The sequence below is a fragment of the Spirosoma lacussanchae genome, from assembly GCF_005870035.1.
Taxonomy (GTDB): domain Bacteria; phylum Bacteroidota; class Bacteroidia; order Cytophagales; family Spirosomataceae; genus Spirosoma; species Spirosoma lacussanchae.
In genome coordinates, this window is record NZ_SWJG01000003.1 from 365,608 (window position 1) to 381,649 (window position 16,042).

Below are 16,042 nucleotides of genomic sequence, written 5' to 3' on the forward strand. Positions count from 1 at the left end.
TATCAAATTTTACATGAGTAACAATAAAGTTAGTGTCTGTATAGCAACTTACAATGGAGCAGCACACATTAGAGCCCAGCTCCGTTCCATATTAAAGCAGCTAGGGCCTAATGATGAAATAATTGTATCTGACGATAATTCTATTGATAACACTACTAGTATAATACAGTCATTCAATGATAGTAGAATTATAGTGATCCAAAATACCAGTAGTAGAGGGCCTGTGTCTAATTTTGAAAACTCTATTCGCCACTCGTCAGGTGATTACATATTTCTAGCAGATCAAGATGACGTATGGTGTCCAAATAAGCTAGAAATAATGCGCAAATGCCTTGAGAGTAAGGATTTGGTTTTGAGCGATTGTGAGGTGGTAGACGCTAATTTGCAAACTCTAATACCATCGTTTTTTAAATATAGAGGTAGTAAACCAGGGTTTTGGTATAATCTTTACAAAAACTCTTATGTTGGGTGTTGTATGGCCTTCAAACGGAGTGTATTAGGCTATGTCTTACCATTTCCTAGCCAAATACATATGCACGATTGGTGGATAGGTCTATGTGTTGAGCTAAAAGGTAGTGTAGAGTTTATATCTTTGCCGTTAATTAAGTATGTAAGGCACGGTGAGAACGCATCGCAAACTGGAGAAGAGTCGAATTATAACTATTTCCAGCGTTTTACAAATCGCTTTTTGTTAGCATGGTGTGTACTTCGAAGGTCTGTAAAATGATTAATCTCTATAACTAGGTTGACTTAATGGTATCTGTTGTTATCCCTACTTACAATGCTGGTCATTATTTGCCTAAATTAATTCCAGCGTTGAAAAAACAGACTTTAGAGCATGAATTAATTATTATTGATTCTGAGTCAACAGACGATAGTGCAATCTATTTTAAAGAGAACTCAATTCCTTATACATCAATTGATAAAATTAGTTTCAATCACGGCGCCACCCGAAATTTAGGTCTTAAGCTCTCTTCTTCTAACATTGTTGTGTTTTTAACCCAAGATGCCTTACCTGCTGATCAGTATACGTTGGAGCGCTTGGTAAATTGTCTTGAGAAAGATGAGCGAATAGCTATGGCATATGGGAGGCAGTTACCTTATGATGATACAGATGTATTCGGTCGATTTGCCCGCCTTGCCAATTATCCGGCCGAAAGCCTTTTAAAAGATAAATCACTAATTAGCAAATTAGGTATTAAAACATGCTCATGCTCTAACTCTTTCGCCGTTTATAAAAAGGATTTAATGGAGTTGGTCAGCCTTTTTCCTGATGATACTATCCTGGGCGAAGATGTTACTGTTGCCGCTAAATTTATTTTAAGTGGCTATGCTATTTCATATTGTGCGGAAGCGCAGGTATTTCATTCACATACTTATTCAATAAGCGAAGAGTTCGGGCGGTACTTTGATATAGGAGTATTTCATCGGCAACAAAATAACGTACTTAAATATTTTAACGGAGCAGAATCTGAAGGCCTACGTTATGTGTTGCAAGAAAGTAAGTTTCTTATTCAGAATAAAGCGTTTCAGCAGCTGCCCATGCAGTTGTTGAGGACAATCGCCAAATTTGCGGGTTACAAGCTTGGCTTTAACTATCAGCAGCTGCCAAAACGGTTAAAGGTACTTTTCAGTATGCATAAATCATTCTGGAAGTAGAAATTACATTAAGGGCACAGGATCATTAATGTAAAAGTCACTTTGTAGTTCTGCATAACCTTCGTAATAAACAGGTTCTCCTGTCCCACTTCCTGAAACCCTAGGCGTGAAGATTACACTGCCTACATTGTTAGCAAATGTTACGTCCAGTATCATACCATTTATATTTAGGTAGGCAGGGTCGCTTACACTTTGATCCAACGTAATAATTGTGACAGAAGTAGGATCAATGACCCCATCATAGCGCTGGTTAACAACCAGTTGTGCCTGGAAGCACAATGTTGCTGCTTTACCTGAACCGTATCCACCTGCTCTAATAACACCGTCTAGCCATATACGATAAAAACCACTGTTGTTAAGTGCTGTGGCTTGTCTGGCATCCCGAAACTGAAATATGGTAATCGTCTGTAGTGACCCTACTACTCCGGCAACTATAGCGTTGTTGGTTAGCTGTCGAATACGCCCACTACGCTTTTCAAAAGGTTGGGGCGTGTTGAAGGATACATTGGTTGCTCTTTTTAATAAGTTTGCAGATATTATGTTTGTATTACTTGGAGTGGTTAGGCAAGTAATCTCGCTATTAACGATATAACCTGCTGCCTGTTGGTTTCCATTTCCGTACGAGTGGGTTATTACTGTACGATTTCGCTCAGAGGCAACAGGCTGTGCAACACGAGCCTTCAAACCGGCTATAATACAGTTAGTGACATCAATCAGTTCAGTAGAAGGCGATGTGGCGTTAGCAGCGACGAGATCTAGAGTGCAGTTTTCGAATCCACTGTTCTCGGCTACCTTAACCAGTCTTGAAAAGGATTCTACGTTAGCTTGTATGTTTAAATTAGTAGTGGATGTTGCACAGAGTATAGCTGTTTCGTTAGATCCTGTTGTTGCAGTAATCCTGCTTAGATATCCTTGAAAATTTACACTGTTAGTGCCATTAAGTATTAAAGCAGGCTGTCTTCGCTCTAGCGATTGTAATGAGGTACTAATTATATTAACTACACCCATGGATCCTGTACCAGCAGCTAAAGTTTGGTAAGCACTTCCAGCTGTATAGTTTGCATTAACTAAAGCAATGTTAGATGAGTAGCTTAAAACCAGGGGGGTATTTGCCCTGATCAAGCATTCGTGTACGTAAAATTCCTCGCTACGTACATTCAAAAGGCCAATTGAACCCAAACTCCCATTGGATGATGCTACATCATTCATCTGAAAGTAGCACTTCTTTATTCCACAATTAAGGCCTCCATTATTTGTTAAAGCGAACTGTACTCCAATTGTAGAGGGATTATTGGCTGTGCCTCCGGTAAAGGCGATAAAGCTGAAATTTTCGCAGCCAGAGTACGAAGACCCACTGAAGTCAAACATAGCCCTGTTGCCAGTATTTCCAACTATACTAGTGTTGAAAAAAGGTCCCCCATCACCAACCAGCCATATCCCACTGGCATTCGTTAGGTTGATCGAGGTACTAATAAGGTAGAAGCCGGCAGGAAAGTAAACTGTTGCCTTATAGGGGGTGCCATTAGTGAGTGATTTTGCGTAGTTAATTGCTTGTTGGATTGCCGCTGAGTCGTCAACTGAACCATCCCCCTTCGCGTTGAATGGAGCATCTTTTACATTGATTGCCATTATATTTCTTATAATAGTTATGCCGTAGTGCTGTTTGTATTACTTTAGTGCCATTAACAGCCGACAAGTTACAGGGTTTTGGTTTTTCTAATGAAATAAAATTGTTGTTTCCTAGTTTGTGCATCATTATTGCTGTAGACTAAGGGTTATTTGGTGTGCCACGTTTTTATCCTAAATATGAAGAACAATCTACTTTTGGTAATGGGCTTAGCCGTATTGGTAAGTGCCAATGCGTACTCGCAGACTAACTATGTCTCTACAACTCCCTCTTCTGCAACTCCTGGATCGGATAACACATTAGTAGGAGTGGGAGCCGGTAACCTAAACATGAGTGGCGCCAGCAATCTGTTCATTGGACGAGGAACGGGCGTCCAGAACATGGCAGGTACCCAAAATGTATTTATGGGGGCATCTGCTGGAAGTCAGAATACCTCTGGGCAAGGCAATTCCTTTGTTGGATACAGTTCTGGTTTTGGTAATTCTACGGGTAATAATAATACTTTCCTGGGTTCTTCTTCTGGCTATACAAACGGAGCTGGTTACAGCAATGTATTTGTAGGGAACAGATCCGGCTATTTCAACTTGTCAGGTAATAACAATGCATTTTTAGGAACGGGTGCCGGTTATGCGAACATTTCGGGTGCAGACAATACATTCGTTGGTTCGGATGCTGGGGCGGGAAATACTACTGGGAGAGAAAGCGTAGTTATAGGTTCATTAGCGGGCGCTAATAATACAGAAGGATATGCCAACGTATATGTAGGGTATAAGGCAGGACAAGGGCAAAGTAATAGCACAGGTGCATACAACGTTAGTTTTGGGTACACAGCTGGATCAAATATTACCTCTGGTTTTAATAACGTCTTTATCGGCCAACGTACAGGATATAATAATACCACAGGTACTTGTAACTTATTTATTGGGTCATATTCAGGATACGCCAATACGGTTGGTGGATATAACACATTCATGGGGAATTCCTCAGGTCAAAACAATACAACCGGTTTCAACAATGTGTTTCTTGGCAACGGATCTGGATTAAATAATACGACGGGAGAACAGAATGTTTTCATCGGTTTGGCATCAGGTGTGGCTAACGTCGGTGGAACACAAAATGTGTTCATTGGGGGGAGGACTGGCCAGAGTAATCAAGGAGGTATTGGGAATGTGTATATAGGTGATGGCTCAGGGGCTATTCAAAGCCAATCGAATTTGAACAATTCGATTGCTATCGGAACTAATGCCCAAGTGGCGACCAGCAACGCAATGGTGTTGGGGAGCGGTGTTAATGTGGGTATTGGAACCTCAGCGCCCGCTAATAAACTGGAAGTGGTCAGCGCGAGTACGAACACGTCGGGCCTGCGGTTGACCAATCTCAAATCGAGCAGCCCGGCTACGGCGCTGAACACCACCAAGTTTCTGACTGTAGACACCAACGGCGATGTTGTTTTGGGAACTGCAGGTGGTTCGGCCCGGATGGCCGCAGAAGAAACGGCTTGGGTTGCCGACGGCGATAACCTGGTGAATACGAACACCGGTGGGGTCGTGATTGGGCCGGGTGTGTCTAAAACGCCAGCAGGCTACCGGCTTTATGTAGCCGATGGTGTACTTACCGAGAAAGTGAAAGTGGCGGTTAAAAGCACCAACGACTGGTCTGATCGGGTGTTCGATGCCAGCTACCGGCTCCGTAGCCTTAACGAAGTGGACACGTACATACAGCAGAACAAACATCTGCCCGGCGTACCATCGGCCGAGGAGGTTGTTAAAGAAGGCGTCGATGTAGGGCAGATGCAGGCCAAACTGCTGGAGAAGGTCGAAGAACTAACCCTCTACGTCATCGAATTGAAAAAGCAGAATGACGCTTTGACCAAGAAAAGCCGCCAACTGGAGCAGCGCATCAGCCGTATACATGGTAAAACCCGCAAATAAGATGCGCGCACTACTCACTTTCTTGCTCTGCTGCTCATCTGTATGGTGTCTGGCCCAGGCGCCGACCCAGCATCTCCGTATTCAAATCAGTTACGACCGCGGCAGTCAGCATCTCGAACAGGCTGTTGAAACTATTGAAGCCGTTAATGTGGTTAGTCCGGCATCTAGCGTCGACTACCAGGCGGGCCGGTCGGTTACGCTACTGCCCGGTTTCGAGGCTAGACAGGGGAGCATCTTTACGGCCTTCATAAAACCCGTAACCCTGTCGGCTGGTCGGTCGGAATTTCCGCTTAAGCTCAGCGCGTTTCCCAACCCGTTCGATCAGGTAACGACCATTGAATATTACCTGCCTGCCGACGGTAAAGTCAATCTGTGGGTAACGGATGCGCAGGGGAAAGTAGTTGGGAAGCTACTGCAGGACGAAACCCAGGCCGCGGGTCAGCACCGCGTAGAGTGGAAACCCGCTTCCCTGTCGTCAGGGGTGTACATGCCGATTGTTGAAGCGAACCAACAGCGGGCTGTAAGCCGTATTATTAAGAAGTAACTCTATAATACATAGGTCATAAAGGCGAAGAGACCCACGTACGGTACGTGGGTCTCTTCGCCTTTATGACCTATATTTGTCCGCAGCCTTAGGCTCAATTCCTGACCAGGCTGGCAATAAAGGCCCTGCTCAATCATTATTATTGTATGTTCTTTCTGGAATCAGACTTCCTCTCAAATGCGTATTTTTCCCTGTAGATGTCTTCTGTACGCATTAATTAGTGTGGGTACTGGTTGTTATACCCTGCAAGCCCAGCCACTTCGGCAGCCTACCCAGTACTCTATTGAAGCAGGAACGTATCTGTCGTCGTCGACTGCTACTCCCTTCTGGCTGCGTGCCAATCAATTCGGTATTGTCCCGAATCAGTCGCCCGTATTTACGGTCAGGGCCGGTATATACAGCGAATACGATAGCACCGAATACAACTCTTCTCCCAAAAAATTCGTCTTTGGGTACGGCCTCAATGTAGTGGCCAATGCGGCTCAGAACAAATTACCCTACGAACGGACGGTGTTGCTGCCCGAAGCTTACCTGAAAGTACGCCGGGGTATTTTTGAAGCCTACGTGGGCCGCCGTCGCGAACGGTTTGGGCTGGCCGATTCGACCCTGTCTACGGGTTCCTATGCCTGGTCGGGCAATGCAATGCCGGTTCCAAAGATTCAGATTGCCATTCCGGTATTTACCCCGATCGGCTTTACAAAGGGGTGGGTGGCTATTCAGGGTACGTATGCGCATGGTTACCTAAACGCGTCGGGCTACATCCGTAATACCATGCTTCATCAGAAGTCGCTATACCTGCGGCTGGGCCGAACCAATGAGGTATTCCGGTTTTATGGCGGTTTCAACCACCAGGTAGTCTGGGGCGGGCAGGCAACCGACCCGACCGGTATACCGGGTACCATACCTGCAGGCGGTAAACTGCCGTCGGGTCCCATCGATTATTTTTACGTAGTGACCGGCATCAATAAAGGGCGGACCGATACGACCAAATATACATTCTTCGACCAGACCAATCGGGTTGGTAACCACGTTGGCTCGATCGACATAGCGGCTGAGATCGACCTGGTTCGGCATACGTTATTCATGTATCGGCAGAGTCTGATCGAAGACGGCTCCATCTACTCACTCATTAACGTAGCCGATGGGCTGAACGGGATACGCATCCGCCGGAACGATCCGCATGCGCTGGTCCGCGATATTTTGTTTGAAGTGCTGAATACGACCAGCCAGGGCGGGCCTGTATTCGTGCTCGAAGACCCCAAACGGCGGGGCAAGGACAATTACTTTAACCACCAGCAATTTCGCGACGGCTGGGCTTACCGCCAACACACGATTGGAACGCCCTTTATTCCGCCGGCACTGGGTCCGAACGGAGAGTATCCGTATGGCACCTTTACGGTCAACAACCGGGTAACGGTTCTGCACCTGGGACTGGCGGGTGAGCTGCCCGTGCAGGGATCGGCCCTGCAGGCGCCTGTCTCGTATCAGATCAAAGCGTCGTATAGCCGTAATCTGGGCACCTACGATGACCCATACAACCCGGTTCGCAAGCAGTTTTCCGGTTATCTGGGTATGGTTGTACCACTGGCCATAGCGGGCGGGCTGGATATAACCGCCAGCGTGGCTGTAGATGGTGGCACATTATATAAAAATGGGGTTGGTACATTTTTAAGCCTGCGTAAAGTATGGGCATCGGCTCCCTAAACGATCTGCCGGTCACATATCCCTTTACTAAATGGTATGTAGCTGCCCCCTTTTTCTTCGTAATTTGCGGGCTGTCTGCGGGAACCGTAGGATAATTTAGCAGCAGTTGGTCAACCGAATGCCTTATTTTAGCGTAGGTAGTCCATATGATGAGTCAGTAACATCCATCTGGATTTGCAAAAAGGTATGAGGCATCGTTATTCCATATTGTTCTTTCCACTGCACGTAATTGCTGATTTTCTCAGCCTGAACGCGGCTTTTGTTGGGGCATACTGGATAAAATTCAGAGCTGTTGAGCCGGTATCGGAACCACCTTATGCGCTGCTGTGGGTACTGTTCAATCTGGTGTGGCTGGTTGAGGTGTTGCTGTTCAAGCCCTATACATTTCCTCGTCAGCTTTTTAAGGCTGACCATTTAATAAAGAAATTGCTCTTCCTGATGGCGCTGCATATTGCGGTGATCTCCATCTGTTGGGTGGCTATAAAAGGATATTACTACTCCAGAGAGCATCTGTTAATTACGTACGTGCTTTTTACCAGTATGGCGGCTGCTTTCCGGATTGGTGGACTGGTCTTTTTGAAAGAGTACCGGGCGCGGGGATACAACAACAGACGGTATATCGTGGTAGGCTATGGCAAGCTGGCCAGTACGATTCAGAGTTTCTACGCCATGCATCCCGAAATGGGGTTTCGTTTTCAGGGATACTTCGATCATGCCACTGATGAGAACAAGGCGATGCTGACTGGCGGCTATGGTGATTTAGCCCGTTATATCAAGGAACAGAATATTGACTGCGTCTACTGCTGTATGCCCTATATTGATAATAACAAGTTGAAAGAAATCGTGGATCAGGCCGAAGACGAGAACTATCAGGTAAAACTGCTGGTAGATTTCCGCGGATTTCTGACCCGGGGCGCTTCGGTTGAATACCATGATTTCCTGCCGGTCCTGAACCTGTCGTCGCAAATGCTGGCCGACTTCAGGGTTAACACCCTGAAGCGGGGGTTCGATATTGCTTTCTCGCTGGGAGCACTTTTGATAGGCATGCCGATATTCCTGGTGCTGGCATTGATTACGAAATTGACATCGGAAGGCCCTATCTTTTATGCACAGGAACGGATTGGGCGCGGTGGGAAGCCGTTCAAAATCATTAAGTTCCGCAGCATGTACGTCAACGCGGAGAAAGCTGGTCCTTCGTTGTCGGGTGGGCTGGCCGACAGTCGTATTACGCCCTGGGGGCGGTTCATGCGCCAGACGCGTCTGGACGAGATTCCGCAATTTTTCAATGTGCTCAAAGGCGACATGTCGGTCGTTGGCCCACGGCCCGAACGGCAGTTCTTTATCGACCAGATTGTTGAGGTCGCTCCCGAGTACCGGTCACTGCTAAAAGTGAAGCCCGGTATTACATCGATCGGTCAAATTAAGTTTGGCTATGCCGCTACGATCGATGAGATGGTTCAGCGACTGCGGTACGACTTACTGTATCCTGAGCGTCGGTCGTTCTTCTTCGATATGTGGATCATTGCGCAGACCCTGCGTGTCATGGCCCAGGGGCGTGGTAAATAGCCAGCCCGTCATTCAATAAAACGGCTTTGGCAACGCAGAGCCGTTTTTTTATCTATGAGGATAAACAGTATGCTATTGCTGGGGCTCTGGCTCGCTATGAGTCATAGTCTGCAGGCTCAACGTCAACGGACAAATGCCTATCATCTGGAAGCGGGCGGACTGGTAGCTTCTGATCAGACGCCTTTCTGGCTCCGTGCTAATCAATACGGTACAGTACCCCTGAATGGATCAACCGCCCGCCTGAGTGTCGGCCTGAAGTCGGACTACAGGGTGGCTGACAGCACGGGTTACCGACCCAAAATCGACTGGGGCTATGGCCTTGATGTCGTTGCCAATGCCGGTGCTTCTAACCAGGTTTTACTACCGGAAGCCTACGTAAAAGGCCGCCTGGGGGCTTTCGAATTCTATGCGGGCCGCCGACGAGAACTGGTGGGACTGGTCGATACGCTGCTGACAACGGGTGCCTATGCCTGGTCGGGCAACGCCCTGCCCATTCCGAAAATTCAGATTGGCGTTCCTACCTTCACCAGTATTCCCTTCACTAAAGGAATTATTTCCTTTCTGGGCGCCTACTCGCATGGATGGTTCGAGAACACGGGGCGCCAGATTACAGGCTCCTTTCTGCATCAAAAGTATCTGTACGGCCGGTTAGGAAAAACCACCTGGCCGTTTCGGCTCTATGCGGGCTTCAACCACCAGGTAATCTGGGCAGGGCGTGCCGCACCGGGAGTACTCAATCCGAACGTAGCTGCCAATGGGCAATTACCCTCTGCGCTAAAATACTATCCGGCAGTTGTGATCGGTACACGGGGAGCTTTTCAGAATGACAATATAGTTACATCATTTGAAGACAATCGGATCGGAAACCACCTGGGGTCTATTGATCTGGCTGCCGATGCTGATATTGGCGGCTGGAATATATACGTATATCGCCAGTTCCTGTACGATGATGGATCGCTGTTTTACGGTACCAACATTGCGGATGGGTTGAACGGATTGCGGTTCAAAAACAGGAACAGCCCGGCTGCGGGGACTTTCTCGCTACGGCAGATTACGTTCGAGTATCTGTTTACGGGGAGTCAGGGGGGAGATGAGTTCGTGATCGATGATGACCGTAGGCGAGGGCGGGACAATTACTTTAACCACAGTCAGTTTCAGGATGGCTGGGTTTACTTCAGAAGAACGATTGGTACCCCGTTTTTGACAGCTGCTGACGAAGCACGTCCGGCGTTATCAACAGGTACGGGTATCGTGAATAACCGGGTTAGCGCCTACCATCTGGGGCTCAGCGCCCTGCTATTCGGTACGATAGATGTAACAACCCGGCTTTCGTACAGCATCAATGCCGGCACCTATCCGTCGCCTTACCTGACGCTTCCCACGCAGTTTTCGGGGTTGCTGACGGCATCTGTACCCCTTACCATACTGGGCGGAACCACTCTGAATGGCTCGTTGGCGCTCGACTCGGGTGGCTTGTTGCCAAACAGCGTGGGCGCTTACATCGGATTGCGTAAGTCGGGTTTGTTCAGTCGGCCGGCCAATTCTCAGGCTGGCAGAAGTTCTTATTGACCGTGAAGCGATTGTTTTACCGCAACTAGGTTGTTCCCCGGCAAGGCCATTGGTAAGTTTTCGCTTATTATTTGTGCCAGACCAGCAAAGTGTAGTAATTCGCTTTGGTAAGAATCCCTATTTTTGCTCAAGTTAGTCTGTGTAATTAGCCTATAATAGTGCGTGAGGATGGTGCGGATGAGTCGTATCGGGTATAGTATCTTGTTTCTTGTCACTGTCGGGTTCTCCTGCGGTCAGAATTCTCAGAAGGAATTGAATAAGTCGGCGCGTGCGCTGCGCTCCTGTGCCGATGAACAGGTTGTTTCAGCCGACGAGCAACAGGCTATTCGGCAGCAGATCAACGCTGAGCAGAAGTCGCAGCAGATAGAAGCCATTTTCCGGCAGAAGGTTCGGGAAGGCCTCAACGGCAATGTGCTGGTGGCGCAGAAAGGAATCGTTCTGTACCGCAACTGCTTTGGGCTGGGTCATTTTGAGCGAAATCAGCGCGATACCCTGGTCGAGGATTCGAAATTCCAGCTGGCCTCGCTGTCGAAAACCTTTACGGCGGTCGGTACCCTGAAGCTCATCGAAGCCGGTAAGCTCTCGCTCGAAGACACCATCCAGAAGTTTTACCCCGATTTTCCGTACCACGGGATCACCATACGGGAGTTGCTGAGCCACCGGAGCGGGCTGCCCAACTACGCCTATGCTTTCGACGATAGTATGAAGGTAAACTTCTACAAGAAAGAGAAGCCATACCCGACCAACGCAACCATTATGCACTGGTTCGCTACGGTGAAGCCGACCCCCAAAGCTTACAATATTCCGGGTCGCGGCTTCAGCTATAGCAACACGAATTACATGGTATTGGCGTCAATCATTGAGAAGGCGACCGGGCAGAGTTACGAAGCGTTTATCCGAAAAAATATCTTCGAGCCGCTGGGCATGCACCAGACTTTCGTAGCCACCACCAAGAACGACTCCATCAATCACCATCGAACGGCGGGCTACCAATGGAACCGCCGGATTCCCAAAGATTACTACGACGATGTGGTAGGGGATAAGGGGATCTACTCGACCACGGGCGATCTCTTCCGATGGTACCGGGCGCTGAACGGCGACTGTCTGCTTCAGAAAAAGACGCTGGCTGAGGCCTTCATTCCGCGAAGTTTTGAACGGAAAGGCGCCAAGAACTACGGCTATGGTTTCCGGATGATGCTCGACGGTCTGAACAAACCTGAATACATCTATCATTCGGGTTGGTGGAAGGGGTATAACACCATGTTCTGGTTCAGCCCTAAGGATGAATACGTCATCATAATTCTCGGTAATCGCTATAACAAAACGGTTTACCGCGTAAAGGAGCTGATCGAGGTGCTGAACAGCGGATCGAAAGAAGCGACCCCAACCACTGATAGCGAGGTAGAAATATGAGTAGAGCCGCCCGGGCTATTCGCTTTGGAGCGGTGTAGGTGCCTGTTGGTTTGCCGGCCTACCTCTGTTTACATGCGCGCTTTTCTTCTTACTGTAGTCATGACCACCGTACTGGGCTCCGTAGCTCATTCGCAGGAAGTACTGAAACTATGGCCTGACGGGGCTATCCCGAATGCACTTCCAAACGTGGCGATTACCGAAAAAGCCGAAACCACGGACGGAATTCTACGGATCAGCAACGTGTCCGTTCCGACGCTGACGGCTTACCTGCCGCCGAAAGAGAAAGCAACGGGGGCGGCTGTAATGGTTTGCCCCGGTGGCGGTTACAGCATTCTGGCTGCGAGTCATGAAGGAGAGGATATAGCGCGCTGGTTCAACCAGATGGGAATCACAGCGTTCGTGTTGAAGTACCGGCTGCCTGACCCAAAAATCATGACCAACCAGCACGAGGTACCGCTGCTGGATGCCTTGCAGGGACTGACGCTGATTCGGCAAAACGCAGGTCGTTACGGAATCGATCCGGCTAAAATTGGCATTATGGGTTTCTCGGCTGGCGGTCATCTGGCCTCTACCGTGTCGACCCATTACCACCGTCCGCCCAAATCGGGCTCTGCTCTTCAGCCAGACGCGGCCCAACCCAATTTTGCGATTTTGTTATACCCCGTCATTACATTCGGCGAGAAGGCACACACGGGGTCGCGCGATAAGCTGCTGGGTACCCTCAAAACGTCGCCCGAGCTGATCGCTGATTTCTCGAATGAGCTGCAGGTATCGGCGCAAACGCCCCCCACCTTTCTGGTACACTCAGAAGACGACAAGGCTGTACCTGTGGAGAACAGCATCCTGTATTATCAGGCCTGCCTGAAAAACAACGTACCTGTCGAAATGCACCTGTATCCGAAAGGGGGGCATGGGTACGGTTTGCGTACGCAAAAGTTTGGGTCGCTCAACAGCTGGCCCAGTGCCTGTCAGGCCTGGCTCACTGCTATGGGCCTGGCTAAATAGCCCACTTTGCGGATATCATATTCTGTCGGTAGCGCGAGTCCCGTCAACGGGTTATTCTTTTAGGCGTATCGTTGTTTAACAGAAAGTGCTGCTTTCTAAGGGGCGACATGTTTGGGAGTATATGAAAGGCTAGGCAATACGATTAAACCCGTAAGAACAATTTTTGGCGGTACAGCACGTACAAAAAGCCCCATTTCACAGCCAGAAACGCCAATACCCCACCCAACGCCCGAACCGGCTCACTGAAGAAAGCCAGCAATCCGCCAAACAGATAATGAGCCGCGTGCTCGAAATCAATCACTTCGCCAGCCAGGTAAATCAGGATTGAGTTGGTACCGATAACAACGAAGAAAAACGCCCACCGACGGCTGTTCTGTATGTCGATGATCCAGTAAAAAAGGGCCAGCATCAGAAAACTCCAGCCGCCCGCCACCAGTACGAACGAGCTGGTCCATAGGTTTTTATTGACCGGAAATACGAGGTTCCAAAGCCAGCCCAGCGCCAGGCAAATCACCCCGGCCAGCACGAGTCGTTGAAGTTTGAAGCGGTCGCCCACGTCGCGCCGGTGGAGGAGAGTGCCGGCAAATATGCCCAGCATAGCGGTCCCGATGGCGGGCAGGGTAGACAGGAGTCCCTCGGGATCATGAATGCCCTTATGAAGTCGGCCGGGCACCAGCAGCCGATCTACGTAGCCGACCCAGCTGCCTTCCATAGTTAGACTACCCGCTGCTCCGGCTCCCGGTACAGGGATAAGCACCAGCCAGGCCCAGTAACCGAGCAGGATGCCGGCAAACAGCGCGTATCGGCTGCGCTCACTACGAACGTAGAGGTAGATCAGCTGGGCGAACATGCCCGCCAGCCCGATACGGCCCAGCACGCTCGGAAAACGGAGTTCGGCAAACGGCTTCACGAACAGACCATTGTTGTAAATAACCCCCAGCAGAACCAGAATAAGCCCTCGTTGAATCACTTTGCGCGCCAGCGCAGCCCGATTATGGCCGCGCGCCAGTCGGCTCCCGAGCGAGTAGGGCGTCGATACGCCTGCCAGAAACAGAAAGAGCGGAAAAATATTGTCGTAGGGGCGGTATCCGTTCCAGGCAACGTGGGTAAACTGGTCGGCCATGAGCACGGCCCAGGCCCAGCCCGTTGTTCGGGCCAGGACGTGAAAAATTTCTTCACCACCCATAATCCAGAACATGTCGAAGCCACGCAGGGCGTCGAGGGAAAGCAGTCGGCGGATTGGGGCAGGTTGGGCCAGGGCTGGCTCTTGGGCCGAAGAAGGAGCAGTTTGCATAGGGGAGTGTAACGGCAGAACAGCTGCTTATTTATCGGTTAAAAGTAATGGTGTAGTACCCCGCCCGCCCATAATGATGATTTTGGCGTTGGGCGAAGCCGCCAGCTCACGCTGGGCTTTGATTTGCTCGTACTGGAGTTGCCGGTCGCTGAGTCCCGTTGAGAGAATACGCTGATAGTCGGCAATACCCTGTGCTTCGACCCGTTTCCGTTCGGCCTCCTGCCGCTCCTTAGCCAGCACAAACTGCATCTTCTGGGCGTCCTGCTCGGCGTTGATCTTTGATTCGATGGTTTTTTTTACCGATGCGGGCAGGTCGATGTTGCGAATCAGCAGCTGCTCCAGCAGCAGGCCGCGCTTCCGGAAATCGGCTTCTATGGTTTTGTAGATGCGGTTTTGAAACTCGTCGCGCCGGGTAGAGTACAGGGCCACGGCGTCGTAATATACGGCATTGTCGCGGATGCGGGTCCGGGTGATGGGACGAACCACCTTATCGCTATAATCCGTACCGATCAGTGCATGAATTTTCGGGGCGTCGGCGGCAACCACCCGGTACAGAACCGTCAGGTCAATAACGACTTCCAGTCCGTCGGCCGTCAATACCCGGATGGCGTCATCGCCCTGGCGTTCCCCTTCGTCGTGGGTGGCCGACATGGTGTAGTTCTGCGTCTTGATATCGTATTCGGTGACCCGGGCCAGGGGGTTAACAAAATTGAGGCCAGACTGAAGAGCGCGGTCGTCAACGTTCCCAAAAAGTGTAATGACTCCTACCTGACCCGCGTTGATCTGCCGGATGCTGGCGGTGATAAAACCCAGTACAATCAGGATACCGCCAATTAGTTTGAGGGGGCGCGCATATCGCGAAAAAGAGAGAGCCGGTGTGTTAACGGCAAAGCCGGCAATCAGGACCAGGAGACCAAGGATCAGTAGAAACATGGGTCATATCGGTTAACAGTGGGGAAGTAGGTAAACAGAAAAAAGAGCCCCGCTCCAGGCTGGTCTCTTTGTACAAGTTATCTCCAAGGTACGAAAAAAGGCATCCGGTAAACGACCAGATGCCTTTCTTGACCACACTATTAACCCTTCAGCGTGTTAGCGTGAAGTCTTGGTGCTTTTTTTAGCGCTTTTCTGAGCTGGGGCCGTTGCCGGAGCGGCTGCGGTAGCGGCTTCCTTTTGTGAAACAACCTCGCCTTTCAGATACAGAACCGTTTGTCCTGACTCAGCATTGCTCGTTACAGTTACCGTTTTGGTGAACTGACCAGCGGCAGCGGCATTGTACGTAGCCGAGATCGTGCCGGTTTTGCCGGGCATCACCGGCTCGCGCGAGAAGCTGGGCTTGGTGCAGCCGCAGGAAGCCTGCGCGTCGTTGATAATGATCGGATCGGTGCCTGTATTCTTGAACTCAAATACGTGCGTAGCGGGTTTGCCCTGCTCGATCTTGCCGAAGTCATGCGTTTCTTTAGCAAACTTCATGACTCCTTTTTGGGCGTAACTAACTGCGACCAGCACAAATAAAGCTACGAAAAGTGAAAAAATCTTTTTCATTGGACTAAACGGAATTATGGTTTGGTTGTTAAGATACTTTGCCGATTAAATGTTGTCAGAGCAAACAGTTTGCCAAATTCTTGTTGGTCGCTGTCGAGTCAACAAAGAAACGGAGAAAATCGTTTTTTTGAAAGCTGCTAACTTTTATCTTACTTTTACCTTTACATGGTTGTAGAACGTTACCACCC

Annotated in this window: 13 protein-coding genes; 9 read left to right on the plus strand and 4 right to left on the minus strand. The window is 49.4% G+C overall.

The genetic code is table 11. From position 1 onward, the window contains the following. The first annotated feature begins 13 nt into the window (after nt 1-13). Complete coding sequence (locus FBR45_RS14680; RefSeq protein WP_138503599.1) at nt 14-727, plus strand: glycosyltransferase family 2 protein; 714 nt, start codon at nt 14-16, stop codon at nt 725-727. Nucleotides 728-753: 26 nt separating this feature from the next. After that, nucleotides 754-1,659 carry a glycosyltransferase family 2 protein gene (locus tag FBR45_RS14685; protein WP_138503601.1) on the plus strand — a complete coding sequence of 302 codons (906 nt, stop codon included), beginning with the start codon at nt 754-756 and terminating at the stop codon, nt 1,657-1,659. A 3-nt stretch (nt 1,660-1,662) separates the two neighbouring features. On the opposite strand, the gene FBR45_RS14690 is transcribed toward FBR45_RS14685, so the two are convergent. Then, nucleotides 1,663-3,288, minus strand: coding sequence for a glycosyl hydrolase family 28-related protein (locus tag FBR45_RS14690; RefSeq protein WP_138503603.1), 1,626 nt, complete (start codon nt 3,286-3,288; stop codon nt 1,663-1,665). Nucleotides 3,289-3,465: 177 nt separating this feature from the next. Here FBR45_RS14690 and FBR45_RS14695 point away from each other — a divergent pair, with 177 nt between their 5' ends. From FBR45_RS14695 to FBR45_RS14725, 7 genes are all read left to right on the plus strand, one after another. Further along, nucleotides 3,466-5,217, plus strand: a complete 1,752-nt coding sequence (locus FBR45_RS14695) for a beta strand repeat-containing protein (protein ID WP_246082250.1) — start codon at nt 3,466-3,468, stop codon at nt 5,215-5,217. A 1-nt stretch (nt 5,218) separates the two neighbouring features. Continuing rightward, the gene (locus FBR45_RS14700; protein ID WP_138503605.1) at nt 5,219-5,761 is read left to right on the plus strand and encodes a T9SS type A sorting domain-containing protein; all 543 of its coding nucleotides are present in this window, start codon (nt 5,219-5,221) and stop codon (nt 5,759-5,761) included. Between the two features lie 222 nt (nt 5,762-5,983). Further along, entirely contained in the window at nt 5,984-7,465 is a 1,482-nt protein-coding gene (locus tag FBR45_RS14705; protein ID WP_246082251.1) for a capsule assembly Wzi family protein, read from the plus strand. 186 nt (nt 7,466-7,651) lie between these two features. Next, complete coding sequence (locus tag FBR45_RS14710) at nt 7,652-9,031, plus strand: sugar transferase (RefSeq protein ID WP_138503610.1); 1,380 nt, start codon at nt 7,652-7,654, stop codon at nt 9,029-9,031. A gap of 96 nt (nt 9,032-9,127) precedes the next feature. Continuing rightward, on the plus strand, nt 9,128-10,600 hold the full coding sequence (locus tag FBR45_RS14715; protein WP_246082252.1) for a capsule assembly Wzi family protein: 1,473 nt from the start codon (nt 9,128-9,130) through the stop codon (nt 10,598-10,600). 168 nt (nt 10,601-10,768) lie between these two features. Next, nucleotides 10,769-12,013, plus strand: a complete 1,245-nt coding sequence (locus FBR45_RS14720) for a serine hydrolase domain-containing protein (RefSeq protein ID WP_138503614.1) — start codon at nt 10,769-10,771, stop codon at nt 12,011-12,013. Nucleotides 12,014-12,112: 99 nt separating this feature from the next. Beyond that, nucleotides 12,113-13,018, plus strand: coding sequence for an alpha/beta hydrolase (locus FBR45_RS14725; protein ID WP_246082253.1), 906 nt, complete (start codon nt 12,113-12,115; stop codon nt 13,016-13,018). A gap of 142 nt (nt 13,019-13,160) precedes the next feature. Here the strand turns inward: FBR45_RS14725 and FBR45_RS14730 are convergent, their stop codons facing one another. The 3 genes from FBR45_RS14730 to FBR45_RS14740 form a co-directional block, all read right to left on the minus strand. Beyond that, nucleotides 13,161-14,312, minus strand: coding sequence for an acyltransferase family protein (locus tag FBR45_RS14730; RefSeq protein ID WP_138503619.1), 1,152 nt, complete (start codon nt 14,310-14,312; stop codon nt 13,161-13,163). Between the two features lie 27 nt (nt 14,313-14,339). Then, entirely contained in the window at nt 14,340-15,245 is a 906-nt protein-coding gene (locus FBR45_RS14735) for a prohibitin family protein (protein ID WP_138503621.1), read from the minus strand. Between the two features lie 156 nt (nt 15,246-15,401). Then, on the minus strand, nt 15,402-15,854 hold the full coding sequence (locus FBR45_RS14740; RefSeq protein WP_138503623.1) for a DUF1573 domain-containing protein: 453 nt from the start codon (nt 15,852-15,854) through the stop codon (nt 15,402-15,404). Between the last annotated feature and the right edge of the window lie 188 nt (nt 15,855-16,042).

Excerpts from the sequence above, each read along its gene's own strand:
- FBR45_RS14680 (WP_138503599.1), top strand. The coding sequence starts at position 14 with ATGAGTAACAATAAAGTTAGTGTCTGTATAGCAACTTACAATGGAGCA.
- FBR45_RS14685 (WP_138503601.1), top strand. The coding sequence starts at position 754 with ATGGTATCTGTTGTTATCCCTACTTACAATGCTGGTCATTATTTGCCT.
- FBR45_RS14690 (WP_138503603.1), bottom strand. The coding sequence starts at position 3,288 with ATGGCAATCAATGTAAAAGATGCTCCATTCAACGCGAAGGGGGATGGT.
- FBR45_RS14695 (WP_246082250.1), top strand. The coding sequence starts at position 3,466 with ATGAAGAACAATCTACTTTTGGTAATGGGCTTAGCCGTATTGGTAAGT.
- FBR45_RS14700 (WP_138503605.1), top strand. The coding sequence starts at position 5,219 with ATGCGCGCACTACTCACTTTCTTGCTCTGCTGCTCATCTGTATGGTGT.
- FBR45_RS14710 (WP_138503610.1), top strand. The coding sequence starts at position 7,652 with ATGAGGCATCGTTATTCCATATTGTTCTTTCCACTGCACGTAATTGCT.
- FBR45_RS14715 (WP_246082252.1), top strand. The coding sequence starts at position 9,128 with ATGAGTCATAGTCTGCAGGCTCAACGTCAACGGACAAATGCCTATCAT.
- FBR45_RS14720 (WP_138503614.1), top strand. The coding sequence starts at position 10,769 with ATGGTGCGGATGAGTCGTATCGGGTATAGTATCTTGTTTCTTGTCACT.
- FBR45_RS14725 (WP_246082253.1), top strand. The coding sequence starts at position 12,113 with ATGACCACCGTACTGGGCTCCGTAGCTCATTCGCAGGAAGTACTGAAA.
- FBR45_RS14730 (WP_138503619.1), bottom strand. The coding sequence starts at position 14,312 with ATGCAAACTGCTCCTTCTTCGGCCCAAGAGCCAGCCCTGGCCCAACCT.
- FBR45_RS14735 (WP_138503621.1), bottom strand. The coding sequence starts at position 15,245 with ATGTTTCTACTGATCCTTGGTCTCCTGGTCCTGATTGCCGGCTTTGCC.
- FBR45_RS14740 (WP_138503623.1), bottom strand. The coding sequence starts at position 15,854 with ATGAAAAAGATTTTTTCACTTTTCGTAGCTTTATTTGTGCTGGTCGCA.